We start from the raw sequence: 25397 nt of genomic DNA, 5'->3' as shown, positions 1-25397 counted from the left end.
TCAGATCACCTCCGGTGCCAGCGACACGATCTTCATGAACTTCTTCTCACGCAGCTCGCGGCCGACCGGGCCGAAGATGCGGGTACCGCGGGGGTCGCTCTCACCCTTGAGGATGACGGCGGCGTTCTCGTCGAAGCGGATGTAGCTTCCGTCCGCACGACGGCGCTCCTTGGTGGTGCGCACGATGACGGCCTTGACGACCTCACCCTTCTTGACGTTGCCGCCCGGGATGGCGTCCTTGACAGTGGCGACGATGACGTCGCCAATGCCGGCGTAGCGCCGCGAGGAACCGCCGAGCACGCGGATGCACAAGATCTCCTTGGCACCGGTGTTGTCGGCGACTCGCAGGCGGGATTCCTGCTGAATCACTCGTTAGTCTCCTTGACCTGGCTTCTTATGTACGGCGGATTTCCGACCCGACGCACACGGTCCGCTGCCACCGAACACACGCCTGCCTGGGGTTTTGGCCAGGCTGTGACACCTGAGCGGTCCGCCCCAGTGGGTTCGTGAGCCGATTCGCGACACGACAGTGCCGCAGGCAACCCCACAAGTGTAGGGGAATGCCCAGGTCCGGGCCAAATCGGTGCCGCTGTCACCGGCCGCGGGTTTCGGATGGCACCGGGCCGGGAAACTTTTTTCCGCACTGACCCATCTGGGGTGTACCGCCACGCGAAGCACCTCACGAGACGAGATCGACCAGATTACAAGCCCGCCCGGCGAGCCACGAGAGCGCGCCGGGAGGGAGCGAAACACGGGGGGCGTGTCAGCACCGGGGGTTTTCTCGGCTGCCGATCGTGAGCCGAACGATCACCATTCCCCCCGGCTCCGCAGCTCAGTCCGACAACCGCGGGCCTGACGGCAAGTCCTCGACTCCGGGCCACCCGCCCCGAGTTCGTGGACCGGAGTTCGAATCCCCACGCTCGATCCGGGTTCGACGCTGCCGTGCGGGCGCACTCACAGGGGAGGCACGCGTGACCACAGACGACGCGGTCCGGAACACCGTTGCTACCGACATCGACACCGGCCTGACGATCCCGATGACCGCCGCACAACGCGGCATCTTCTACGCCCAGCAACTCGAGCCGGACGTGCCGATGACCATCGACGCGTACGTGGAGTTCCGCGGCGACACGTCGGCACCGCACGCCGAGAGCGGTGACGACCCCCTCGTCGACGTCGACCCGGACATCATGCAGCGGGCGGTCACCCTGACCGAGCGCGAGACCGAGGCACCGCTGCTCCGGCTGATCCCGACCGACGACGGCGAACCGATGATGGTGCTCGACCGGTCGCAGGGAGTGGTCCTCGGACGACAGGACTTCTCCGACGCCGACGACCCGCGCGCGGCCGCGCTGGCCTGGATCGACCGCAGGCGAAGCGCGAGCTCGGACGTGTTCGCAGACCGCATCCTCGAGACCCACCTGCTGAAAATCGGTCCCGGACACTCGATCTGGTACTGCCACGGGCACCACATCGGCTTCGACGGCTACGCGGCGATGTACATGATGCTGCGTGTCGCCTCGCACTACACCGCGATCGTGAACGGGACCCCGCCCCCGATCGCGGACACCGCCTCGATGGTCGACATCGCCGAATTCGACCGCGAGTACCGCGCGTCGGCGAAGTTCGTCGAGGACCGCGAGCACTGGGCGGCGCGCCTGGCCGACATGCCCGAGATGACCACTCTCACCAGCCTTTCGGCCTCGGCGGCGCCGTTGTCCGACGTTCGGACGGCAGTACTCGACGACACGCTCGTCGGACGCATCCGTGAGCTCGGCCGCACGCACCGGGTCCGGCCCGCCTCGGTCATCACCGCCGCCGTCGCCGCCTATGTCGCGCGCTACACCGACCGCGACGAGGCGATGCTGAGCCTGCCGGTCGCCGCCCGCGATCGCGATGTCCTCCGCACCTCGGCGGGCCTGACCTCGAACGTCATCCCGCTGCGCATCGCGCTCGACGACGACACCGCCACCCTGGCCGATCTGTTGAAGTCGGCGAACTCGGAGATCAAGGGCGCCGTCCGGCATCAGAAGTTCCGGCACGAGGACATCACCTCGCAGATCCTCGGTGCGGCCGGTGCGCGACGAGGATTCTTCGGCCCGCTCGTGAACGTCATGCTCTTCTTCCAGCACATCGACTTCGGTCCGCTGAAGGGCGAATTGCACGTCCTGTCCACAGGTCCGATCGAGGACCTGTCGGTGAACGTCTACGACAGCCTCGACGGGGGGATGACCCTCGACCTCGAGGCGAACCCCAACATCTACCCGGCGGAGGAGATCACCACCCATCACCGGCGCCTGGTCGACTTCGTCACCGCTTTCGTCGGGGCGCCGGTCGAGACCAGGGTGTCTGACCTGCACGTTCTCACCGACGCCGAACGAGCCGAACTCCCCGAGCGCATGACCGGGGAGCGGGTCGAGCACGGCGAGACCACCCTCGTCGACCTGCTCGACGACGCGGCCCGGTCCCACCCCGACGAGACCGCGATCACCGACGCGCAGGACGGGCACTCGCTGACCCATCTCGAGTTCGCCCGCGCGGCAACGCAGATCGCCTCCGCGCTCGCGCGTCGCGGGATCGGTCCCGAGAGCGTCGTCGGCGTTCAGCTGCCCCGCAGCACGGACCAGGTCGTGTCGTTGCACGGCGTCGTCCGCGCCGGAGCCGCGTTCCTGCCGATCGATCCGGCCGAGCCGGCCGACCGGCTCGGTCACATCCTCGAGGTGGCCTCGCCCGACCTCGTCATCACCGAATCGATGCTCGCCGAGCTGCGCGCCGACGACGATCCCGAGGCGGCCGCACCGACGCCCCCGAGCCCCGACACGGCCGCCTACGTGCTCTTCACCTCGGGCTCCACCGGAAAGCCGAAGGGCGTGGTCATCACCCACCGCGCCATCGTCAACCGCCTCGCGTGGATGCAGTCCCGCTACCGGCTCGGCGCCGACGACCGCGTGCTGCAGAAGACCCCGGCCACCTTCGACGTGTCGGTGTGGGAGTTCTTCTGGCCGTTCACCACCGGCGCCGCGCTCGTCGTACCGACCGTCGACGGACACCGCGATCCGTGGTACCTGCGCGACGTGATCGCCGAACATCGCGTCACGACTGTACATTTCGTCCCCTCGATGCTGGCCGCCTTCACCGCTGCCCTCGACCCCGACGACGCGTCGGCGCTGTCGAGTCTGCGCCGGATCTTCACCAGCGGTGAAGCACTGACACCGTCGACGGTCCGCGCCTCGGCGACACTGACCCCCGCACCCATCCACAACCTCTACGGTCCCACCGAGGCCGCGATCGACGTCACCCATCACGACGACTGCCGCGCCGATCTCCCGGCCATCCCCATCGGGTCCCCGGTCTGGAACACCAGCGTCCATGTGCTCGATCACCGCCTGCGGCCGCAACCGCCCGGCGCGATCGGCGAGCTCTATCTCGGCGGCGTCCAGCTGGCCCGCGGCTATCGCTCCCGCGCGGACCTGACCGCATCGCGGTTCGTCGCCTCGCCCGCGGCGCCGGGCGAACGTCTCTACCGCACCGGCGATCTCGTCCGTCTGAACGCCACCGGCGAGCTGGAGTACCTCGGCCGCACCGACTCTCAGGTGAAGATCCGCGGCCAGCGCGTCGAACTCGGTGAGATCGAATCGACGCTCAGCGGCCTCGACGACGTCACCGCGGCGGGTGTGGTGATCCGCGACGACCTCATCGCCGGTGAGGCCACGATCGTCGGCTACGTCACGGGCACCGGGCTCGCCGACCGCGATCTGCGTGCCGAACTCCGCACCGCTCTTCCCGACCACATGATCCCCACCGCGATCGTGGTCCTCGACTCGTTGCCCACCACCGCCAACGGCAAGCTCGACCGGCGCGCCCTCCCCCGGCCGGATCTGCGGACCCACCGCGAGTTCGTCGCCGCCCGCACCCCGCTCGAACGTCTCGTCGTGACGACCGTCGCCGACGTGCTGGATCTGCCGGACGACGCATCCGACCGCCACTCGTCGGAGGCTTCCGCGGAACCCGAGGCGGCCTCGGTCTCGCTGAGCGACAACTTCTTCGAGATCGGCGGGACGTCGCTCTCGGCGACTCGGATGGCGTCGCGGCTCTCGCGGGCCACCGGCCACCGGATCGGGATCCGCTCCGTGTTCGATGCCGACGACCTCGCCGGCATCGTCGCGACCATCGCCGACCTGGGCGTCGACGCCGATGCCCTGGCCGCCGCGGGTACCGCGGGCGCCGACGATGCCGCGGGCCGGACCGCGTCCGGGGCCGTGCCGCTGTCCCCCGCCCAGCACCGCCTGTGGCTGGCGACCCGTCTGGACCCGGCGTCCTCGGCGACCTACAACATGCCGTTCACCGTCCGCTTCGTCGGGGCACTCGACACCGACGCACTCCGTGCGGCACTCGTCGACGTGGTCCGACGACACGAGCCGCTGCGCAGCGTCGTCGCCGAGATCGACGGCGTGGCCTGCATCTCCGCGACCGACCCGGGCGAGGTCGACGTCGACCTCCCGGTTCTCACGGCCGCCGACATCGCGCAGTGCCCGGACCGTGACTTCGCTTCACTGCCCTTCGACCTCGCCACCGAGACCCCCGTTCGTGCGCGCCTCGTCCGGACCGCCGACGACGATCACCGGTTGACGATGGTCGTCCACCACATCGCGGCCGACGGCTGGTCGCTGGCCCCGCTCGCCGGCGACCTGGCCACCGCCTACCGAGCCCGCCGCGACGGGACCGAACCCGCCTGGGCGGAGCTGCCGGTCAGCTACTCGCAGACCAGCGCCGCGCGGCACGCCTGGCTCGACCAGAGTCCTCACGCCGCCGCCGAACTCGACTTCTGGCGGGACACCCTCGCCGGGGCGCCGGGTGAGACCGAACTGCCCCTGGACCGGCCACGGAGCCGGGACTCCGAGGTCACCGGCCGATCCGGCTCGTCGGTGACGTCGACGATCGACGCCGACACCTACGGCGCGATCCGGACCATCGCCACCGAGGCCGACGCCACGGTGTTCATGGTGCTCCACGCGTCGGTGGCGCTCCTGCTGCGTTCCCTCGCGCAGTCCTCGGACGTTCTCGTGGGCACACCGGTGTCCGGCCGCGGCGACGCCGACCTCGACGACCTCGTCGGCATGTTCGTCAACACGCTCGCCTTGCGCACCGACGTCGACAAGGACATGCCGTTCGCCGATCTGGTGGCTCGGGTTCGGGACACCGACCTGAACGCGTTCGACAACGCCGACATGCCGTTCGACCGGCTCGTGACGGAGCTCAACCCGGTCCGTTCGGGCAACGTCCACCCGTTCTTCCAGGTGTCGCTGGCCCTCGAGGACCGCTCCGCGATCCGACTCGACTTCGCCGGACTCGCGGCGACCGCGTCCCGCGTGGACACCGGCCGCACCACCTTCGACCTGCAGTTCACCTTCACCGAGGTGCGCGGGGCGAGTGGCGAACCGACCGGGCTCACCCTCGAGATCGGTTATGCCACCGCACTCTTCGACCGGGACACGGTGGCCGGGCTCGGTTCACGCCTGATCCGGATGCTGGAGGCGGCGACCGCCGACCCGAACGCACCCGTCGGCGACCTCCCCGTTCTCGACCTGCACGAGCGTCTCGACCTGGTGCCGGCCGTCGGCGAAGGCCGCCGCCCGGTCGAGCACCTGACCCGGCTGCTGTCGGCGGCCGCGGAGTCCTCGCCGCACCGCATCGCCGTCACCGACGGCACGCGTTCGCTGACCTATCGCGAACTCGACGCTGCGTCGAATCGGTTGGCGCGGTTGCTCATCGACGGCGGCGCCGGCCCCGAACGTCATGTGGCCGTGGCACTTCCGCGCGGCGTCGAGTGGATGACGACGATGTGGGCGATCGCCCGCACCGGGGCCGCCTGGGTCCCGATCGACCCCGCCTACCCGGCGGGCCGCATCGACCACATGCTGACCGACTCGGGAACGCGACTGCTCGTCACCGACCGCACGTCCGATCCCCGCGCCGGGGGTGAGGTCACCACCGTCGTGCTCGACGACCCGGACACCCGCGCCCGCATCGACGCCCACTCATCGGCCGCGGTGACGGATTCGGACCGCCGAGCCGTCCTCGACGTCGATCAGCCCGCCTACCTGATCTACACCTCCGGCACCACCGGCACGCCGAAGGGGGTGGTGGTCAGTCACCGCGGACTCGCCGACTTCGGCGCGCAACAGGTCACGCAGTACGGGATCACCCCGGGCAGCCGGACCATGCACATGGCGTCGCCGAGCTTCGACGCCTCGGTGCTCGAGATCCTGATGGCGATCTCGGCCGGATCGACGATGCACATCGTCCCGCCGGGCATCGTCGGCGGCGTCGAACTCGCCGAGCTCATGCGCGACGCGCGGGTCACGCACGCGTTCCTCACCCCGTCGGTGCTGACGACCATGTCCCCCGAGGACGTCCCCGACCTGGAGGCGCTCGTCATCGGCGGCGAGCACCCGAACTCGGAGGTGGTGCGCACCTGGTCGACCGGACCGAAGCTGTTCAACGCCTACGGTCCCACCGAGACCACCGTCGTGGCCGCGGTGTCTGCGCCGATCAGCCCGGACTACACGACACTGACGATCGGTCGACCCATCCGCGGCATCTCCGCGGTGGTGCTGGACGAGCGCCTGCGTCCGGTCGCCCCCGGCGCGATCGGCGAGTTGTACATCGCCGGTGAGCATCTCGCCCGCGGGTACCACGGCGTCCGGCCGCTCACCTCGAAGCGCTTCATCGCCAACCCGTACGGCGATCCCGGCGAGCGGATGTACCGCACCGGCGACCTCGTCCGCTGGACCTCCGATCACGAACTCGAGTTCCGCGGGCGCGCCGACCATCAGACCAAGATCCGCGGCCATCGCATCGAGCTCGGCGAGATCGACGCCGCTCTCGTCGCCGACGAGGCGGTCCGGGCCGCGGTCACCACCACCCACGGCGAGGGCGATCGCGCCCATCTCGTGTCGTACGTGACGGTCACCGACGGTGGCCACGGCCAAGCCGCGGCCGTGCGCGACCGGTTGGCGCAACGCCTGCCGCGGCACATGATCCCGTCCACCATCATCGAACTGGACGAGATCCCGACCACGCCCATCGGCAAGGTCGACCTCCGCGCACTCCCCGCGCCGGAACCGGCCGCGGTGGGCGACGGCGTCGCCTTCGTCGCACCCCGCACGCCCATCGAGCAGGCCGTCGCCGATCTCATCGCCGAGCGCCTGGAGCTGGAGCCCGGCACGATCGGGCGCGATCACGACTTCTTCGATCTCGGCGGCAACTCGCTGCTGGCGACCCAGATCGTCGGCGCGCTGGAGAATCTCACCGGGCAGCGCATCCCCGTCCGCGAGGTCTTCGACCATTCGACCGTCGCCGGCATCGCCCGTCTCGCCGGCACCGACGACGGTCGGGCCGCGCTCGTCGAGGCGCGGACTCTGCCCGACCTCCGGCACGATCCGGACAGCCCGGCCCAGCCCGGACCCGCCCAGCAGCAGCTCTGGTTCCTCAACCAGCTCGCCGGCATCCCGGATGCCGAGGGCAACGGCTCGGGGACCGAGAACGGCTCGCCGACCGCCGATTACGCCATCGCCTTTGCCCTGGACCTACGCGGCGACCTCGACGTGGCCGCCCTGTCCGGCGCACTCCGGTACGCCGTGGAGCGCCACGAGATGCTGCGCACGGTCTACCCCGAGCACGACGGCCGTCCCGTCCTCGACGTCCGTCCCGCCGACGAGGTCCACACCGACCTGACCGTCGACGAGACGACCGCCGCGGACTGGGCGGCGCAGGCACAGGCACTGGCCCGTCGTCCGTTCGACCTCACGGTCGACGTGCCGCTGCGCGTCGCGCTGCACCGGATCGACGGCGACGTCACGCATCACAAGCTGACCCTCGTCATCCACCACATCGCCGCCGACGGCTGGTCGATGGTGCCGCTGCACCGCGACATCACCCACGCATACGCCGAACTGCGCACCGCCGCCGAGAACGGCGCCGAGCCCACGCTCACCGCCACCCCGGCAACCCTGGACTATCGCGACTACCTGCGCTGGCAGGCCGACCACCTCGACTCCCGGCCCGACCTGGCCGACCGATGGCGTGAGGACCTCGACGGCCTCGATGTCGGACCGATCCTCCTACCCGATGCGCCGGCCGGGTCAACCCGCACCGCCGGGGTCGTCGACATCGAGTTCGACGCCGACCTGCGCAGCCGCCTCAGCGCACTCGGCGACGGTCGGGCGACCGAGTTCATGTGCGTGCATGCGGTGTTCGTCGCCCTACTCCACCGGTTGACGGCCGATCCGCAGGTGCATGTCGCCGGTTCGGCGTCGGACATCGTCATCGGCACCCCGGTCGCCGGACGCGCGGACCCCCGTCTCGCCGAGATCGTCGGCATGTTCGTGAACTCCGTCGTCCTCCGGACACCGGTCGACGGGAGTCAGGGGTTCGCCGCGCTGCTCGAGTCGGTGCGCAACCGGGATCTCGAGGCGTTGTCGGCCGCGGACATGCCCTTCGAGCAGATCGTCTCGATGCTCAATCCGCCTCGTACGGATCGTCATCCGGTGTTCCAGATCGCCCTGGCCTTCGACGCGGGGGTCTCCGACACCCTCGAGCCGGATCACTCCCGGGTGGACCTGCCCGGCCTGGAGATCGTCGCCGAGGAGATCGAGACCGACGGCGTGCGGTTCGACCTCGAGCTGCGAATCCGCAACGGGCGCGCGCGATTCACCTACGCGACCGACGTCCACACCATCGAGCGTGTCACCGAACTCGCCCGCATGTTCGTCGACCTCGCGCGTACGGTCGCCGCGGACCCGTCCACACCTCTCGACGACCTCGCCCTCGGCGACGGCCGCTCGGACACCGCTGACGACGCGGGCACCCCCGGCGCTCATACCGACCGCGGCCACGTGGTCGAGCCGAGGCACCTCGCCGACATCATCGCCGACACCGTCATCGACCACGCCGATCAGGTCGCGATCGAAGACGGAGACCGCACGCTCACCTACGCCGAGCTCGACCGGGTGTCCGCTCGCTGGGCACGATCGCTGCGAGATCTCGGGGTCGGCCCGGAGGACGTGATCGCGATCGCCGTCGATCGCAGCCTGGAGTCGGTCATCGCGACCTGGGCCGTGGCCAAATCCGGCGCCGCCGCCCTGCCGGTCGACATGCGCTATCCGGCCGAGCGCATCGCGCACATGATCGCCGACTCCGGCGCCATCCTCGGCATCAGCGGCACCGGCCATCGACGCGATGTGCCACGGGACATCTGGTGGCTCACCCCGCCGGACCTGTGCGCCGGCGAGCGCTCGGCGTTCGCGTCCCCGACCCGGCACCTCGATTCGATCGCCTACATCGTCTACACCTCGGGATCCACCGGAAAGCCCAAGGGCGTCAGCGTGACCCACCGCGGCCTGGCCGCGTTCGCGGCGAGCCAGCGGGAACGGTACGAGGTCGGCCCCGGTGACCGCACCCTGCTGTTCGCGTCCCCCTCGTTCGACGCATCGATGCTGGAGTTCCTGCTCGCGGTCGAATCCGGCGCGACGATGGTGGTCGCCCCGACGACGATCTACGGTGGCGACGAACTCGTGGAGTTCCTCGACGACCGCGCGGTGACCCACGCGTTCATCACCCCGTCAGCTCTCGCAGCCGCCGCGCCGCATCCCCTGCCGCACCTGCGGACCCTGGGCGTGGGCGGGGAGGCGAGCACGCCGGAACTGGTGTCGCGCTGGGGAACCGGCCGTCGTTACATCAACTCCTACGGACCCACCGAGACGACGATCGTCGCCGCGATGTCGACCCCGCTGCACCCGGATGAGCCGATCACCATCGGTACACCGGTCCACGGGTGCACCGCGCTCGTCCTCGACCACCGGTTGCGCCCGCTGCCCGACCACGTCCCCGGCGAGCTCTACCTCGCCGGGCCGGGAGTGGCGCGCGGCTACCTCGGCCGGCGGAGCCTGACCGCCGGACGGTTCGTGGCCTCCCCCACCGGCCGAGGGACCGTCATGTACCGCACCGGCGACATCGTCCACCGCGGCGCCGACGGCGCGCTGACCTACCACGGACGCAGCGACAACCAGGTGAAGGTCCGCGGTTTCCGCATCGAACTCGACGAGGTGAGTGCCGCGCTGGCGGCCGTCGACGGGGTCGACTTCGCCACCACCGTCGTGCGCGGTGAGAGCGCCTCGGCCACCTTGGTCGGCTACGTCACCCGTTCTGCCGGGAGCCCGGACGCCGAGACGCCGGAGCACCGGACACTGGACACGGCAACGGTTCTCGAGTCCGTGCGCCGCCGGCTCCCCCGCCACATGGTCCCGTCCGCGATCGTCGTGCTGGACGAGATCCCGTTGACCGGCAACGGCAAGCTCGACCGGCGGGCACTGCCGGAGCCCTCGGCGAGCAGCGTCTCGTCCACCGGCCGCGCGCCGCGGACCGACGCCGAGACCGCGCTCGTCGAGATCGTCGCCGACGTGCTCGGGCTCGCCCGTGACGAGGTGGGGGCCACCGACGACTTCTTCCTGCTGGGCGGCACCTCACTCCAGGCGACCACACTGGTCAGCCGGATCAACCGTGCGTCCATCGACGGCCGCCTGCGCGTCCGGGACGTGTTCGACAACCCGACCGCCGAGGCCCTCGCCGACCTCATCAGCCTGCCCGAGGACTGGGAATCCGCCGCAGCGGCCGACGCCTCTGCGGACCGCCCGGCCCGACAGGAGGCGTTCCCGCTCGCACCGGTCCAGCGCCGGCTGTGGTCGCTCGCCGCGGCCGACCCGGCGTCGACCGAGTACCTCATGCCCTTCGTCCTGCGACTGTCCGGCGAGATCGACCTCGAGGCGCTCCGCGGTGCCCTGACCGACGTGGTGGGACGGCACACGAGCCTGCGGACGGTCTTCGAGGCCGTCGACGGCACCCCGACCGGCCGGGTGCTCGACGACATCGAGGCGGTCGTCGGCGCGCTGACCCCGATCGCTCCCGCGAACTCGGACGCGCTGATGAGCGACATCGCGCGCCTCGCGTCCACGCCGATCGATCCGACCACCGAGGCGCCGCTGCGCGCAGCGCTCCTCGTCGACCCCGACGACGCCGGTACCCAGCACGGCGCCGACCACATCCTGATGCTCGTCGTGCACCACATCGCCGCCGACGGTGCGTCGTTGCCGATCCTCGTCGGCGACCTGGCACAGGCCTACCGCGAACGACGCTCCGGTCGGATCGGGACCTGGGCCGCCGCCGAACTCGACTACCGCGATCACGCCGTCGAGAGTGCGCAGGCGATCACGGCCGCCGCGGAGTTGGGGTTCTGGACCGACCATCTCGCGGGTGCGCCCGCCGAGACCACGGTCGAACCGGTCACCGGTGGACAGCGACGATCGGCCGGCTCCGGCGCCCGGTCGGTGAGCCTGCCACTCCCGGCCCACACTCGAGCGGGCCTGACCGCCTTCGCCCGCGAGCAGTCGACGACACCGTTCTCGGTTCTGCACACCGCGCTCGCGATCCTGCTGCACCGTCTCGGTGTCGGCGACGATCTCGTCATCGGCAGTCCGGTCGACAACCGCACCGGTATGACCGGCGTCGACCGCGACTACAGCGGCGTCGTGGGCATGTTCGTGAACATGGTGCCGCTGCGCAGCCGGTTGCGGAGCGCGGAGACCGTCGCCGCGCTCGTCCGCCGGACCCGCGACAGCGACATCGACGCCCTCGATCACCGGGGCGTGCCCTTCGACGACGTGGTGACCGCGCTCAATCCCGAACGGGCGCACGGCCGACACCCCATCTTCCAGGTGGCGCTGTCGGTGCACGACTTCGCCGGCGGCGCACCGACTCCGGTCGGGGGCACGGACTCCCTTGCCGGGACCGCCGTTCCGATGGACGACGACCTCCTCGCCGAGGTCGCCGAATTCGACTCACTCGCAGCCAAGTTCGACCTCCAGTTCACCGTCACCGGCCTGGGCGCGACCGACGCCGACACCGACGCCGCCGTCCAGATCACCTACGACGCCGCCCGATACGGCCACGACGACGCCCTCATGCTGGGGACGCGTCTGATGCGTGTGCTGCGCGGGATGCTCGGCGACCCCGGGCGCGCGATCGGCGACATCCGCATCACGGATCCGCTCGAGGTCGCCGAGCGCACCCCCGCTCTGGGGCCGCGTGGCAAGGCCCCGACGACGCTGGACGTGCTGATCGCCGACGCCGTCCGACGCCACCCGAACGGTCTCGCCGCCATCGGCGGCTCCACCGGGGACGGCGACGCCCCCGAGACGCTCACCTATGCCGAACTCGACGCCCGGTCGAACCGGTTGGCACGGGTGCTGCTCGGCCGTGGGGTGGGGGCCCACGCCCGCGCGGACGACGAACCGGGGACCGCCGGCCCCGACGTCCGGTCGTCCCGGGAACCGGTGGTCGCGATGGCGATCAGCCGCTCCCTCGACTCGCTGGTGGCGATCTGGGCGATCGTGAAGGCCGGTGCCGCGTACGTTCCGATCGACCCGGAGTATCCGGCCGATCGCATCGCGCACATGCTGGACGACAGTGGCGCGCAACTGGTCGTGACGACCTCGTCCTCGTGGGAACGCATCCGGGAGAGCTCGGCCGGCAACGACGTACCGACCCTGGTACTCGACGCCGCGTCGACGCGGACCCGCATGAAGCACTCGTCGCCGGCACCGATCACCGACGCCGAGCGGGAGTCGACGATCCGCCCGGACCAGTTGGCGTACATCATCTACACGTCCGGCTCGACCGGTAAGCCCAAGGGCGTCCTGGTACCGCACAGCGGATTGCGCGCCGTGCACGACGAACTCGCCGAGCGGATGAACCCCGGGCCCACCTCCCGCGTGTTGCACTTCGCCTCACCGAGTTTCGACGCCTCGGTGCTGGAGATGTTGCTCGCGCTGGCCGGTTCGTCGGCACTGACCATCGTCGAACCGCACGTCTACGGCGGTACCGCGCTCAGCGACGTGATCAGTGCGCGCCAGGCGACGCATGCGTTCATCACCCCCGCCGCGGTCGCCAGCATGGATCCCGCCGCCGTGCCGTCCCTGCGCGCTCTCGCGGTCGGTGGCGAGGCCTACGGAACCGATCTCGTGCGGCGCTGGTCGCCCGGTCGCACGATGATCAACGTCTACGGCCCCACCGAGACGACGATCATCACGACCGGCAGCCGTTCGCTCACGCCGAACACGCCGCTGACGATCGGCACGCCGAACAACGGCGTCGGCGCACTCGTCCTGGACGATCGGCTGCACCCGGTGCCGCCGGGAGTCACCGGCGACCTGTACCTGACCGGCGTGCAACTCACGCGGGGCTATCACCGCCGGCCCGGGCTCACCGCCGTCCGGTTCGTCCCGGCTCCGATGGTCACCGGGCCGCGGTTCGCCGGGCAGCGGATGTACCGCACCGGCGACCTGGTGCGCTGGACCGGCGACGGACAGATCGTCTACGTCGGCCGCAGCGACACCCAGGTCCAGGTCCGCGGATTCCGCATCGAACTGGGCGAGATCGACGACGCGCTCGCCGCCGAACCCGACGTCGACTTCGCGGTCACGCTGGTGGACGGCACCGGAACGCAGGCGATCCTGCGCAGCTACGTGACCGCGACGCGCGGCTCCGATCCCGATCCCGCCGATCTGCGGCGCCGGGTGGGGCGCCGCCTGCCGCGGCACATGGTGCCGGTGTCCGTGTCCGTACTCGACGACATCCCGCTGACCCCGACCGGCAAACTCGACCGCGCGGCACTGCCGACTCCGGCCGCGTCCGCATCGGGCCGAGCACCGGCGCCGGGGACGGAGGCGACCATCGCCCGCGTCTTCGCCGAGGTCCTCGAGGTCGACGTCGACGCCGTCGGAGCCGACGACGGGTTCTTCGACCTGGGCGGCAACTCGCTGATGGCCACCGCGGTGACGAGCAGGCTGACCGAGCTCACCGGGCAGCACGTCGCGGCGCAGACGCTGTTCGGTGCCCCGAGTCCCGCCGAACTCGCCGACCTGCTCGACGGCGGGACGGACCCGAATGAGGGCGACGAGGCGTCGGCATCCGGGCTCAGCACCCTGCTGCCGCTGCGCCGCCGGCCGGACCACGCCGGAAGCGACACCCCCGCACCGCTGTTCGTGGTGCACCCGGCGATCGGCCTGTCCTGGAGCTTCACTTCGCTGCTGCCCCACCTGCCCGCGGACCGGGCGGTCTACGGGCTGCAGCATCCGGCGCTCGCCGGCGATCCGTGCCCGCAGACGATCGCCGACCTCGCCGAGGTGTACGTGGCGCGCCTGCGGTCGGTCTCACCCGAGGGGCCGTACCACCTGCTCGGCTGGTCGCTGGGCGGGCTCATCGCCCACGAGATGGCCGTGCAGCTGCAGGATGCCGGTGAGACCGTCGATCGTCTCGTCCTGCTCGACAGCTACGTCGTCGCCGAACGTCCCGACCTCGACACCGAGGCGTCGATCGCGGAACTGATGCGTGAGTTCGGGCTCGACGTCCCCGAGGAGGGCACCGGCGACGCCGCCGAGCCCTCGGTGGCCGACGCGTTCCGGGTCATCTCCGCGGCGGGCGGCGCGCTCGGCGGACTGTCCGAGGACACGCTCACAACAGTGCACGAGGTCTTCCGCCACGCCTCACCGCTGGCGCGGAACTGGCAACCCCGGGTCTTCGACGGCGACCTCACCTTCGTCACCGCGACCGTGGACGCCCACGACGGCCCGCCGGCCGTCGCGGACTGGCACAGCAAGGTCACCGGGCGCGTCGTCGAGGTCGAGGCCACCAGCACCCACGCACGCATGTTGCTGCCGGAGAACGTCTCCGAGTGGCTGACCGCAATCGACACAGACCCGGGCACACCGGGAATCGCAGCACAGGAGGAGGAATCATGACCAACCCGTTCGACGACACCGAGGGGACCTTCCGCGTCCTCGTCAACCACGAGAACCAGCATTCCTTGTGGCCGGACTTCGCTCCCGTCCCAGACGGCTGGCGCGTGGTGTTCGGCCCGTCGGGGCACGACGAGTGCCTCGAGTACGTCGAAGAGAACTGGCGGGACATGCGGCCCGCCAGCCTGATCCGCGCCATGGAACGTTCGCAGGACAGTGAAAGGGAGGTCACACATGGGGCGGCACAGTATGGCTGACACGACGTCGGCGGAAGTGACTGCGGCAGAAACGACTCCGGCTCCGGGTCCCGGCGGGTCGACCCCCGACCCGGCCGCGTCCACGCGGAACGCGCTCGAACTGCGCGGTCTGCGCAAGACGTTCCGCACCGGCCTGTTCGGCCGCGGCCGTCGCGTGCACGCCCTCAACGGGCTGGACCTGACGGTGCCCGCGGGCACCGTGCACGCGCTGCTCGGCCCCAACGGCGCGGGCAAGACCACCACCGTCCGAGCGGTTGCGACCCTGATGAGGCCCGACGAGGGCAGCGTCCTCGTCGACGGCGTCGACGCCATCGCCGACCCCGGCGCGGCTCGCAAGATCATCGGCGTCTCCGGCCAGTACGCGGCCGTCGACGGAAACCTGACCGGCTTCGAGAACCTGCGGATGGTCGGGCAGCTGTACGGGCTCTCGCGCGGCGAGGCCTCCGCACGTGCCCGTGAGCTGATCGCCGACCTCGCCCTCCAGGACGCCGCCGACCGACCGATGCGCACCTACTCCGGCGGCATGCGCCGGCGGCTCGACCTCGCCGGCGCCCTCATCAACCGTCCGTCGCTGGTGATTCTCGACGAGCCGACCACCGGGCTGGATCCCCGTGGGCGCCGCCAGATGTGGGAGGTCATCACCGAGCAGGTCGCCGGCGGTGCGACGGTGTTGCTGACGACCCAGTACCTGGAAGAGGCCGACGCGCTGGCCGACGAGATCACCGTCATCGATCACGGCACCATCCGCGCCCAGGGCAGCGCCGCCGATCTCAAGGCCGCCACCGGCGGATCGATCCTCACCGTCGAGGTCGACATGCGCTCGGGGTCGTCGGAACCGCAGGACGAGCTCGTCGCCACGACGCTGGCCGAGATCGGTCTCGGCATGCCCGAACGACTCGAGGGCGAGACCACCGCCCACCCGGGCTCGACCGGCACCCGATGGTCGATTCCCGTCGACAACGGAACGCGCAGCGCCGTGGAGGCCGTCCGCGCACTCGACGCCGTCGGCATCGACGTCGTCGACGCCACGGTCGCCACCCCGACCCTCGACGACGTGTTCCTGACGCTCACGGAGCGGGACGCGCCGGGAGGCGATGGGGGCAGTGACCTCGGTGGCGGGACATCGGCCGGAGCCGATGCCGAGACCACCGTCATCCCGCGGGTGTCCGACGCCGATCCCGACCTCTCCCACGCCCCGACGACCCGATCGGACCGACTCCATGCTCACTGACACCACAGTCCTGGTCGAGCGGAACCTGCTCACCGTCAAGCGGATTCCCACCCTGCTCATCAGCGCCACCATCCAGCCGCTGATGTTCGTGTTCCTGTTCGCCTACGTCTTCGGCGCGACCTTCGGCGGGGGTTCCTACCGCGAATTCCTGATGGCGGGCATCTTCACCCAGACGGTGGTCTTCAACGCGGCCTTCACCACTGTCGGCCTGGCGAACGACACCTCCGACGGCATCGTCGACCGGCTCCGGTCCCTGCCGATGTCCCGACTGGGCGTCATCAGCGGACGCGTCACCTCCGACATGCTGCTGGGCGTCGTCGGCCTCGCGGTGATGGTCGCCTGCGGTCTGGCGATCGGCTGGCGCGTCCAGGGCAGCGCCGGCGACGCCGCCCTCGCCTTCGGCATCATCGGCCTGTTCGCGCTCGCGATGGCATGGGTGGGAGCCGTGACCGGCCTGGCCGCCCCGAATGTCGAAGCCGCGCAGAGCATCGGCTTCCTGTGGATGTTCCCGGTCACGTTCCTCTCGAGCGCTTTCATCTCCGCCCAGAGTCTGCCCGGACCGCTGCGTGCGATCGCCGAATGGAACCCGGTGACCGCGGTGGCGACCGCATCCCGCCAGCTCTTCGGCAACGAGGCGCCGCCGACCTTCCCCGAGGCCACCGGATGGGTCGCCGACCATGCGGTCGCGTACTCGGTGGGTTCGGCCCTGGTCATACTGGCGGTGTGCATACCCGCCTCGCTCGTCCTGTACCGCCGCGCCGCCAACCGGTGACCGGTAGGTCGGTGATTCATGAATTCGCGATCGGTACTCCCGGGATCAACGATCACCCGAGAAATCCCCACGTGTTCGTTACCGTGGAACAGTGACACCGGACGATGGCAGCGCGGCCGCCGACGCGCACCACGGACGCGGGGGCGAAGCACAGGTGCTGCGGGACTTGCTGGCCGCAGCCGCGGCGGGCGACCGGACCGCGTTCTCCACGCTGTACGACCGCACGAGTTCACGGATCTACGGACTCGCGTTCCGGGTCGTGCGGGACCGTCAGTACGCCGAGGAGATCGTCCAGGAGGCGTATCTGCAGTACTGGCAGAAGGCCGGCGAGTACCAGCCCGGGCGAGGTTCGGTCATCACCTGGATGATGACGATCGCCCATCGGCGGGCCGTCGACCGCGTGCGCTCCGAGGAACTGCAGCAACAGCGGATGTCGCAGTACGGAGCCGTGTCGGTGGAGACCCCACGAAACATACCGCTCGAGGTCGTTGTGCAGACCGACGAGGCGCGTACCCTACGAACATGTCTCGGTACGCTCACGGAACTGCAACGGAGCTGCATCGAGATGTCGTATTTCGGGGGCCTGACCTATCCCGAGGTCGCCCGGCACACCGACACTCCCCTACCCACCATCAAGTCTCGGATTCGAGATGGCCTGCGCCGTTTGAGAACCTGCATGCGGACGCACGAGGACGCCTGATCCCACAATGACGACATCCGATACGACGTCCGGGGACCGCGGGGCCGCCTGGCTCGACGATCACGTCGAACTCTTCGCGGTCGGCGCGCTGACGCCCGACGAGACGGCGCGCGCCGAGCGCGAACTCGCCGTGCTGTCACCGCAGGAGCGCGCGGTCTACGACGCGCAGATCACCGACATCCAGGCGGCGATGGCGGGCTTCGCGACGACCTACGCACTCGACGCACCCCCCGAACTCCGGGACCGGGTGCTGCACCACGTCTTCGAGGGCGCGGCGCTGACCCCGGACGCCTATGTGCCCGCCGGCACCGATCCCGGCCCGCAGGCCCCGATCGGCCACACGGCCGGTGTCGAGCCCGCGGCCCCGGCCGGACCGGACCACTCCGGCGAGACCGACCTCGCACCACCGCCACCGATCGAATTGCGTCCCCGCGACTCCTCTCCCGGGCAACACCGATCGGGTGGCACCGCACCGCGTCCGGCACGCGCCACCGCGATCCTGGCGGCCGCGGCCGTGACCGTGGCGGTGGCGCTCGGCGCAGGCGTGCTCATCGGCCGCACCACCGCACCCGAGACGTCCACCTCCTCGACGGCGCTCAGCGACTCCCAGCGGGAGGTGCTCGGGGTGCTGACGGCTGCCGACGCGTCGGTGACGGTCGAACCGCTCGCCGACGACCGCGGCACCATCGCGGTGGTGACCTCCGAGTCCGCCGATCGTGCGGTCGCCCTGCTGCGGGATCTGCGCACGCCGATCCCCGCCGACAGCACATACCAGCTGTGGCTGGTGGGCGGTGCCGACCAACCCGTACCGGCCGGACTGATCCCCGGGGACGACACCGCCCCGGTGGTGGTGAACGACGTGAGTGGGTCGAGCGTGCTCGCGGTGACCATCGAGCCGGCCGGGGGCTCGCCGCAGCCGACGACGCCGATCCTCGCCCAGGTCGCCCTGTAGAACCGGGCCGGATTCGATCCTTCGGGTGACAGTCGTGGCGCTCTCCTCTCGTATCGTTTTCCACCAGGGGGACGATCCATAGAGTGAGAAGCCGGTCAGTGCGTCGGCGAACGAGTGCGTCTCGAGAACGAGTGGGTGCGGTGTGAACGGAATCGGTCGTCGGGAACAGCGGCACGGGCGGCGCCGCGGGTGGCACCTGCTGGCAGGTCTGCTGACGGTGGGTGCGGTCATCGCGGGCCTCGCGACCGGTCCCGGGGCGCCGGCCTCCGCGGCACCGCCGTCGGCCTCCGACGGCTCCCGCATCGTCGACTCGTACACCGACGACCCGCAACAGGTGACGCTGCTCGTCCACTCCGCAGCGATGAACCGGACGATCCCGGTCACCGTCCTCACGCCACGGGATCGTTCCCGGCCGGCCCCGACGCTGTACCTCCTCAACGGCGCCGGCGGCGGCGAGGACTCCGCCACCTGGGACGCGCGGACCACCTACAAGCGCTACTTCGACGACAAGCACGTCTACGTCGTCACCCCCATCGGCGGCGCCTACTCGTATTACACCGACTGGCAACGCGACGACCCCACCCTCGGCCGCAACAAGTGGCAGACCTTTCTGACGAAAGAACTCCCGCCGATCGTCGACGACGAATTCGACACCACCGGGGTCAACGCGATCGCCGGCATCTCCATGGCCGGGACATCGGTGCTCAACCTGGCCATCGCCGCCCCCGGTCTCTACCGATCCGTCGCCGCGTTCAGCGGATGTGCCCGGACCAGTGATCCCGCCGGTCAGCAGTACATCCGTCTCGTGGTCGAGGACCGCGGTCAGGCCGACATGACCAACATGTGGGGACCCCTCGACGGCCCCGGCTGGCGGGCCAACGACCCCTATCTCAACGCGGCGAAACTACGCGGCAGCAAGGTCTACATGACCACGGGTACCGGTGCGCCGGGAGTCCACGAACAACTGAGCGACCCGAGCATCGAGGGCGATGGGTTCACGCTGGCCAACCAGGCGATCGTGGGCGGCGGCATCGAGGTCGCGATCGACCTCTGCACCCGGCAGATGGTCCAGCGGATGCGTTCGCTCGATGTCCCGGTGCACGTCAACTTCCGGCCGACGGGCACCCACTCGTGGGGCTACTGGCAGGACGACCTGTACCAGACCTGGCCGCGTATCGAGCGCGACCTGCGCTGACCACCCCGGGCCGCGTACCGCCACCCACCACACGCGACGCGACCGGCCGGTCGGGAACTCACCACGAGTCGAGGCCGGTGTATCCGTCCTGGAGCGCGCGCGCGAAGAGATGCGTCTTGGTCGGGGCACCACGGCCGACCGCGGTGTATTTGGCACGGATTCGTGCAAGGTGGGTGCTCACCGTCGACGCCGAGATGAACAGGCGCGCCGCAGCGTCCTCTTTGGAGTCGGCGGCCAGCCACGCCAGCAGGACCTCGATCTCCCGGTCGGACAGGCTCGGCCGCGGGATCGCAGCGGTCACCTCCCCGCTCCCCCGATAGTCGGCGAGACGCGCAACAGGCTTGTGCGCCACCATGTCCGAAGTATCACGGCGTGGCGCCGACGACACCCCGGTCGTGAAGAATTCTGTGGTCGCCGTCATTGATCCATCCCCTTTTCGATCGGCGCATCGCTCACGTCCCCGACGCCGCACGCTTCACGCGTTCTCATCGTTGCCCCAACGGTAGGTCGGCCGACTACTGGTCGGTAGACCCAGAACTGGGGACCTCGGCGTCGCTCGATCCGATCTCTCATCCGATTCCCCATCGCTCCCCTCCGCTGCCTCCCGGTCGGCGCCGGCATGATCGCGCCACCGTCTCTGCGCGGCACCGTCTCTGCGCGGCACCGTCTCTGCGCGCCCGAGTCTCTCGTCGACGGTGCACACCCGCTCATCGTCGGCGTCCGCGCGCGTCGTCGGATACCACCCCGGTCGTCCGCCGATACCGTTGCGGCACCGGCAGCCAGCCGTCTTCGACGGCCCGCTTGAACAGGTCCACCTTGGTGCGCGTGGGCCTCCCCGCATCCGCATACTTCTGGCGGATTCGCTTGAGGTACTCGTTGACCGTCTCGGCGGACACCCCCAAGGCGGTGCCGACACGCGCCGAGGTCTCCCCGGATGCGTAGAGCGCCAGCACTTTCTGCAGCTGCGGTGACAGATCCACGGCCGCGAGCTCGGGATCGCCGTCGATGGCCGCGGCCCACTCCGTGGTGAGGACCGCCCGCCCTCGGGCCGCAGCCCGGATCGCATCGATGATGACCGACTCGTCGGCCGACTTGAGTACCACACCGAGCGCTCCCGCCCGCGCCGCCGACCGCAACAGCGCCGGGTGCTCACCGGAGGTGTAGACGACGGTGGCGACCCCGGCCGCGGTCAGCGCGTTCACGTTCTCGCGAGGTGTCGTGCCGTCGCCGAGACGCAGGTCCAGCAGGACGACGTCGAGCGGCATCCCGCCCAGCACGGCGTCGACCGTGGAGGCCGCGCAGACCAGGGAGATGTCGGGGATCGGGTCGAGTACGCGCTCGATCCCCCAGATCGGGGACCGATGGTCGTCGACCATCCCCACGCGGACGAGAGATGCGCCGTCCGCCGAGACCTCTCCCGTCATCGCGTTCACCCCCTCGGATCCCGCCCCCCGCGATCGACGTCGACCGTGGTGGGCTGCACGTGGTCGACAACTCTCAGCAATTACACAGCGATTTGCGACCGTGTACTCAGCGAACGGTATCCGACGACTCGGACACCAGCCCCCGTCATCGCGCCACCAGCCGTGATCTGTCCCAATCTGCACGCAGATGTGTCCACTTTCTTGGGGACATCGCTGCACGGCACTCCCTGAGCGCCGGATACGTGCAAGACTAGAACATGTTCTAGAAATCGCAATCGGACGCCCTCCCGGCCGTCGATCGCACTCCGACTCGCAGAAGGAGAACAGGTGAGCGCACCTTCGACCCACGACGTCCTCGGCACCCCGGTGACGATGCCGGTCGAGATCCGGCACGCGCGGTGTTTCGTCGCCGGCTTCACCGCCGACACGGCAGCCGTCGCGCGGGCCATCGACGCCGAGTCGGCGCGGCCCGGCACCCTCCGGCCGCTGCGCATCCGGCCGGGTCGCACGATGTGCATGCTCGTCTTCGTCGACTACGTCGACGGCGACCTCGGACCGTACAACGAGTTCGGGGTGTGTTTCCTCGTCGAGGACCCGTCGGCGCCGCCGGCCTCACCCGTCCGGGCAGTGCGCTCCCTGCTGAAAGGCGACGCACGGGCGCTCGTCCACCGGCTCCCCGTCGACGGCGACTTCACCCTGGCGGCCGGCCGCGGCATCTGGGGGTTCCCCAAGACGCTCGCCGAGTTCGAGGTGGACCACTCCGCCGCCACGAAGCACGGCCGACTCGTCGCCGACGGTGCGCTCGTCGCCGACCTGCGCGTGAAGCCGGGGATCAAGGTCCCCGACTCCACGGCCGACACCGTGTTGCACGCCTATTCGCAGCTCGACGGGATCACCCGGATGACACCCTGGCGACTCACCTCGACCACCGGGACCCGCACCCGGATCGGCGGCGCGAGTCTGACACTCGGCGAGCACCCGATCGCCGACGAACTGCGGTCGCTGCGACTGGGCCGGCATGCTCTGATGTCCAGCTCGGTGGATCGGATCACCATGCGTTTCGAGGACCCCACCCTCGTCTGACCGGGCCGGTCGCGTCCGTGCACGCGGGTCGGCAGACGTCGCGGCCGCGGTCGCGGACAATGTGGTCATGAGCAATCTGGAAACGGACCCCGTCGAGGTCGAATGCCACGCCGACGCCGGCATCGCCTCGGGTTCGGGCCACCTCCACATGGACGTACTCACCGCCCGCGACGTGCCCCTGGGCGGTCCGCGCGCGATGACCGTGCACCGGACTCTGCCGCAGCGGTCCCGATCGCTGATCGGGGCCTGGTGTTTCGTCGACCATTACGGTCCCGACGACGTCGCGAGCAGCGGCGGCATGGACGTCCCGCCACACCCGCACACCGGACTCCAGACGGTCAGCTGGTTGTTCACCGGCGAAGTGGAGCACCGGGACACGATGGGCAATCACGCGATGGTCCGCCCCGGCGAGATCAATCTGATGACCGCCGGACACGGCATCGCGCACACGGAGGTCTCGACACCCGACACCACCACCCTGCACGGCGTGCAGCTGTGGGTCGCGCTACCGGCCGACAAGGCCGACACCCCGCGCGACTTCGCACACCACCGGCCCGATCCGCTCGATCTCGGCGGGGTCACCGCCAAGGTCTTCCTGGGAGAACTGTTCGGCACCCGCTCGCCCGTGCACACGTTCACGCCGCTGACCGGCGCCCAGCTCGACTTCGAACCCGGCGCCGCGGTCGACATCGACGTCGATCCCACACACGAGCACGGCATCCTCGTCGACACCGGGACGGTCGAGGTCGCCGGCACCGACGCGGCGCCGCTGTCCCGGACCGAGCTGGGCTACGTCGGACTGGGCGCGCGACGGATCACGCTGACCAACGTCGCCGACACCGATGCCCGGGTCGTCTTCCTCGGCGGCGCTCCGCTGTCCGAGGACATCGTGATGTGGTGGAACTTCATCGGTCGCACGCACGAGGAGATCGTGTCCTACCGGGAGCAGTGGGAGGCCCACAGCGAGCGGTTCGGGCAGGTACACGGGTACGTCGGATCGACCCAGCACCTACCCGCACCCCCGCTGCCGCACTCCCGGCTGCGGGCCCGCAGCAACACCCCCGGTCGCGCCACTCCCTGACACGAGGGGGAGGCGATCACGCCGTGCCGAGCAACCTCGCGAAGTTCGCGATCCCCGCGGCTTCGACCGCGTGTTGCCGACCGCCGGTGCCGGTGGACGCGCTCGACGGCTCCTGGCCGCCGCCGACGTCCGCCGACCCCGGGCCACCCCGGGGCGTGAGGAGCGACGCGAGTTCGGCTGCGGCGCGGTCGATCCGGTCGTTCAGCGACGCGGTGTCCCCGCCGGCGCCGGCCCAGTCCGCCGACGCGGCATAGACACCGGTCGGCAGGACGACGGCACGCAGATAGGCGAACAGCGGTCGCAGTGCGTGATCGAGCACCATCGAATGCCGTGGACTTCCGCCGGTCGCACCGATCAGCACCGGCTTGCCCGCCATCGCGTCGATGTCGACGAGATCGAAGAACATCTTGAACAGGCCGCTGTAGGAGGCGTTGAAGACCGGCGTCGCCACGATCAGGGCATCGGCCCCCTCGACCGCGTCGAGCGCAGCCCGCGCCGCGCCCGAGGCGAAGCCGACGGTCATCGCCTGCCCGAGGTCGACGGCGACGTCACGCAGGTCGACGATCTCGACCTCGGCACGCCCCTCGCCGAGCCGTCCGGCGACCGCCGCGACCATCCGGTCGATGAGCAGCCGCGTCGATGACGGCTCGGACAGGCCGGCATTCACCGCGACGATGCGCAGTGCTGTCATGACGACACCTCCACACTCTCCTCGGCTGCAATCTCCTGGGCCGCACTCTCCTGGGATTCGCGGCGCGCGGCGACGAGCGAGGAGTGCGTCGGCGCCTCGGGCACGTCCGCGGGACGCCCGTCGGCGAAACCGGCACGCAGGTCCGGCAGGACCTCACCCAGCAGGTCGAGCTGCTCGAGAACGGTCTTGAGCGGCAGGCCGGCGTGATCGACGAGGAACAGCTGACGCTGGTAGTCGCCGAAGGTCTCCCGGAAGGTGAGCGTCTTGTCGACGAACTCGGCCGGGCTACCCACCGTCAGCGGCGTCTGCGAGGTGAAGTCCTCGAGCGACGGCCCGTGTCCGTACACCGGCGCGTTGTCGAAGTACGGACGGAACTCGCGCACCGCGTCCTGCGACTTCGGCCGGATGAAGAACTGCCCGCCGAGCCCCACGATGGCCTGATGGGCCTTGCCGTGTCCGTAGTGCTCGTACCGTTCGCGATAGAAGTCGATCAGGCGCTGGAAGTGCTCGTTGGGCCAGAAGATGTTGTTGGCGAAGAAGCCGTCGCCGTAGTAGGCGGCCTGCTCGGCGATCTCGGGACTGCGGATCGAGCCGTGCCAGACGAACGGCGCCACGTCGTCGAGCGGGCGCGGGGTCGAGGTGAACGACGTCAGCGGGGTACGGAACTGTCCCTCCCAGTCGACGACGTGCTCGGTCCACAGCCGGTGCAGCAGGTGATAGTTCTCGATCGCGAGCGGGATGCCCTGCCGGATGTCCTGACCGAACCAGGGGTACACCGGGCCGGTGTTGCCGCGTCCGAGCATCAGGTCGACGCGCCCGTCGGCGAGGTGCTGCAGCATCGCGAAGTCCTCGGCGATCTTCACCGGGTCGTTGGTGGTGATCAGCGTGGTCGCGGTGCTCAGCTGCAGGCGCTGTGTCTGGGCCGCGATGTACGCCAGGGTCGTGGTCGGCGACGACGAGAAGAAGGGCTCGTTGTGGTGCTCGCCCAGCGCGAACACATCGAGTCCGATGTCCTCGGCCTTCTTCGCGATCTCGACGATCGCCTTGATCCGCTCATGCTCGGTCGGCGTCGTGCCCGTGGTGGGGTCGACGGTGATGTCGCTGACGCTGAAGAGTCCGAACTGCATGTCGCGCCTCCTTGTCGTGGTTACACAGACCA

At 70.1% G+C, this 25397-nt stretch carries 14 protein-coding genes; 9 read left to right on the top strand and 5 right to left on the bottom strand.

The genetic code is table 11. The features are described from left to right. Entirely contained in the window at positions 1 to 369 is a 369-nt protein-coding gene (rplN, locus tag CA982_RS05825; RefSeq protein ID WP_004019493.1) for a 50S ribosomal protein L14, read from the bottom strand. A 602-nt stretch (positions 370 to 971) separates the two neighbouring features. Between rplN and CA982_RS05820 the strand changes: the two genes are divergently transcribed. The 7 genes from CA982_RS05820 (at position 972) to CA982_RS05790 (ending at position 19959) form a co-directional block, all read left to right on the top strand. After that, positions 972 to 14855 (top strand): non-ribosomal peptide synthetase, encoded by a 13884-nt coding sequence (locus CA982_RS05820; RefSeq protein WP_086534405.1) that lies wholly within the window; start codon positions 972 to 974, stop codon positions 14853 to 14855. Beyond that, positions 14852 to 15109, top strand: a complete 258-nt coding sequence (locus tag CA982_RS05815) for an MbtH family protein (protein WP_004020520.1) — start codon at positions 14852 to 14854, stop codon at positions 15107 to 15109. The genes CA982_RS05820 and CA982_RS05815 overlap by 4 nt, the downstream gene beginning before the upstream one ends. Continuing rightward, entirely contained in the window at positions 15087 to 16340 is a 1254-nt protein-coding gene (locus CA982_RS05810; RefSeq protein ID WP_086534404.1) for an ABC transporter ATP-binding protein, read from the top strand. Before CA982_RS05815 ends, CA982_RS05810 begins: the two co-directional genes overlap by 23 nt. After that, a complete protein-coding gene (locus CA982_RS05805; RefSeq protein WP_086534403.1) occupies positions 16330 to 17112 on the top strand; it encodes an ABC transporter permease in 783 nt (260 codons plus the stop codon). The genes CA982_RS05810 and CA982_RS05805 overlap by 11 nt, the downstream gene beginning before the upstream one ends. A gap of 91 nt (positions 17113 to 17203) precedes the next feature. Continuing rightward, positions 17204 to 17812 (top strand): ECF RNA polymerase sigma factor SigK, encoded by a 609-nt coding sequence (gene sigK / locus CA982_RS05800; protein ID WP_086534402.1) that lies wholly within the window; start codon positions 17204 to 17206, stop codon positions 17810 to 17812. Positions 17813 to 17819: 7 nt separating this feature from the next. Beyond that, positions 17820 to 18764, top strand: a complete 945-nt coding sequence (locus CA982_RS05795) for an anti-sigma factor (protein ID WP_086534401.1) — start codon at positions 17820 to 17822, stop codon at positions 18762 to 18764. A 142-nt stretch (positions 18765 to 18906) separates the two neighbouring features. After that, on the top strand, positions 18907 to 19959 hold the full coding sequence (locus CA982_RS05790; RefSeq protein ID WP_425269035.1) for an alpha/beta hydrolase: 1053 nt from the start codon (positions 18907 to 18909) through the stop codon (positions 19957 to 19959). A 58-nt stretch (positions 19960 to 20017) separates the two neighbouring features. Here CA982_RS05790 and CA982_RS05785 read toward each other — a convergent pair whose 3' ends face one another. Further along, positions 20018 to 20380, bottom strand: coding sequence for a response regulator transcription factor (locus tag CA982_RS05785; RefSeq protein ID WP_086534400.1), 363 nt, complete (start codon positions 20378 to 20380; stop codon positions 20018 to 20020). 286 nt (positions 20381 to 20666) lie between these two features. Continuing rightward, a complete protein-coding gene (locus CA982_RS05780) occupies positions 20667 to 21383 on the bottom strand; it encodes a DNA-binding response regulator (RefSeq protein WP_086534499.1) in 717 nt (238 codons plus the stop codon). A 327-nt stretch (positions 21384 to 21710) separates the two neighbouring features. On the opposite strand from CA982_RS05780, the gene CA982_RS05775 reads away from it, so the two are divergent. Beyond that, entirely contained in the window at positions 21711 to 22466 is a 756-nt protein-coding gene (locus CA982_RS05775) for an acetoacetate decarboxylase family protein (RefSeq protein ID WP_086534399.1), read from the top strand. A 67-nt stretch (positions 22467 to 22533) separates the two neighbouring features. After that, positions 22534 to 23547 carry a pirin family protein gene (locus CA982_RS05770; RefSeq protein ID WP_086534498.1) on the top strand — a complete coding sequence of 338 codons (1014 nt, stop codon included), beginning with the start codon at positions 22534 to 22536 and terminating at the stop codon, positions 23545 to 23547. Between the two features lie 16 nt (positions 23548 to 23563). On the opposite strand, the gene CA982_RS05765 is transcribed toward CA982_RS05770, so the two are convergent. Continuing rightward, positions 23564 to 24238: a CE1759 family FMN reductase gene (locus CA982_RS05765; protein ID WP_086534398.1), complete on the bottom strand. Its 675-nt coding sequence runs from the start codon at positions 24236 to 24238 to the stop codon at positions 23564 to 23566. After that, on the bottom strand, positions 24235 to 25365 hold the full coding sequence (locus tag CA982_RS05760; RefSeq protein ID WP_086534397.1) for an LLM class flavin-dependent oxidoreductase: 1131 nt from the start codon (positions 25363 to 25365) through the stop codon (positions 24235 to 24237). The genes CA982_RS05765 and CA982_RS05760 overlap by 4 nt, the downstream gene beginning before the upstream one ends. Positions 25366 to 25397 lie beyond the last annotated feature (32 nt).

The sequence above is a fragment of the Gordonia lacunae genome, assembly GCF_002149015.1.
Taxonomy (GTDB): Bacteria; Actinomycetota; Actinomycetes; order Mycobacteriales; family Mycobacteriaceae; genus Gordonia; species Gordonia lacunae.
Note: the sequence above shows the minus strand (reverse complement) of the source record. Positions and strands in the feature narration are given on the sequence as shown.

Excerpts from the sequence above, each read along its gene's own strand:
- CA982_RS05815 (WP_004020520.1), top strand. The coding sequence starts at position 14,852 with ATGACCAACCCGTTCGACGACACCGAGGGGACCTTCCGCGTCCTCGTC.
- CA982_RS05810 (WP_086534404.1), top strand. The coding sequence starts at position 15,087 with ATGGGGCGGCACAGTATGGCTGACACGACGTCGGCGGAAGTGACTGCG.
- CA982_RS05805 (WP_086534403.1), top strand. The coding sequence starts at position 16,330 with ATGCTCACTGACACCACAGTCCTGGTCGAGCGGAACCTGCTCACCGTC.
- CA982_RS05795 (WP_086534401.1), top strand. The coding sequence starts at position 17,820 with ATGACGACATCCGATACGACGTCCGGGGACCGCGGGGCCGCCTGGCTC.
- CA982_RS05785 (WP_086534400.1), bottom strand. The coding sequence starts at position 20,380 with ATGACGGCGACCACAGAATTCTTCACGACCGGGGTGTCGTCGGCGCCA.
- CA982_RS05780 (WP_086534499.1), bottom strand. The coding sequence starts at position 21,383 with ATGACGGGAGAGGTCTCGGCGGACGGCGCATCTCTCGTCCGCGTGGGG.
- CA982_RS05770 (WP_086534498.1), top strand. The coding sequence starts at position 22,534 with ATGAGCAATCTGGAAACGGACCCCGTCGAGGTCGAATGCCACGCCGAC.
- CA982_RS05765 (WP_086534398.1), bottom strand. The coding sequence starts at position 24,238 with ATGACAGCACTGCGCATCGTCGCGGTGAATGCCGGCCTGTCCGAGCCG.
- CA982_RS05760 (WP_086534397.1), bottom strand. The coding sequence starts at position 25,365 with ATGCAGTTCGGACTCTTCAGCGTCAGCGACATCACCGTCGACCCCACC.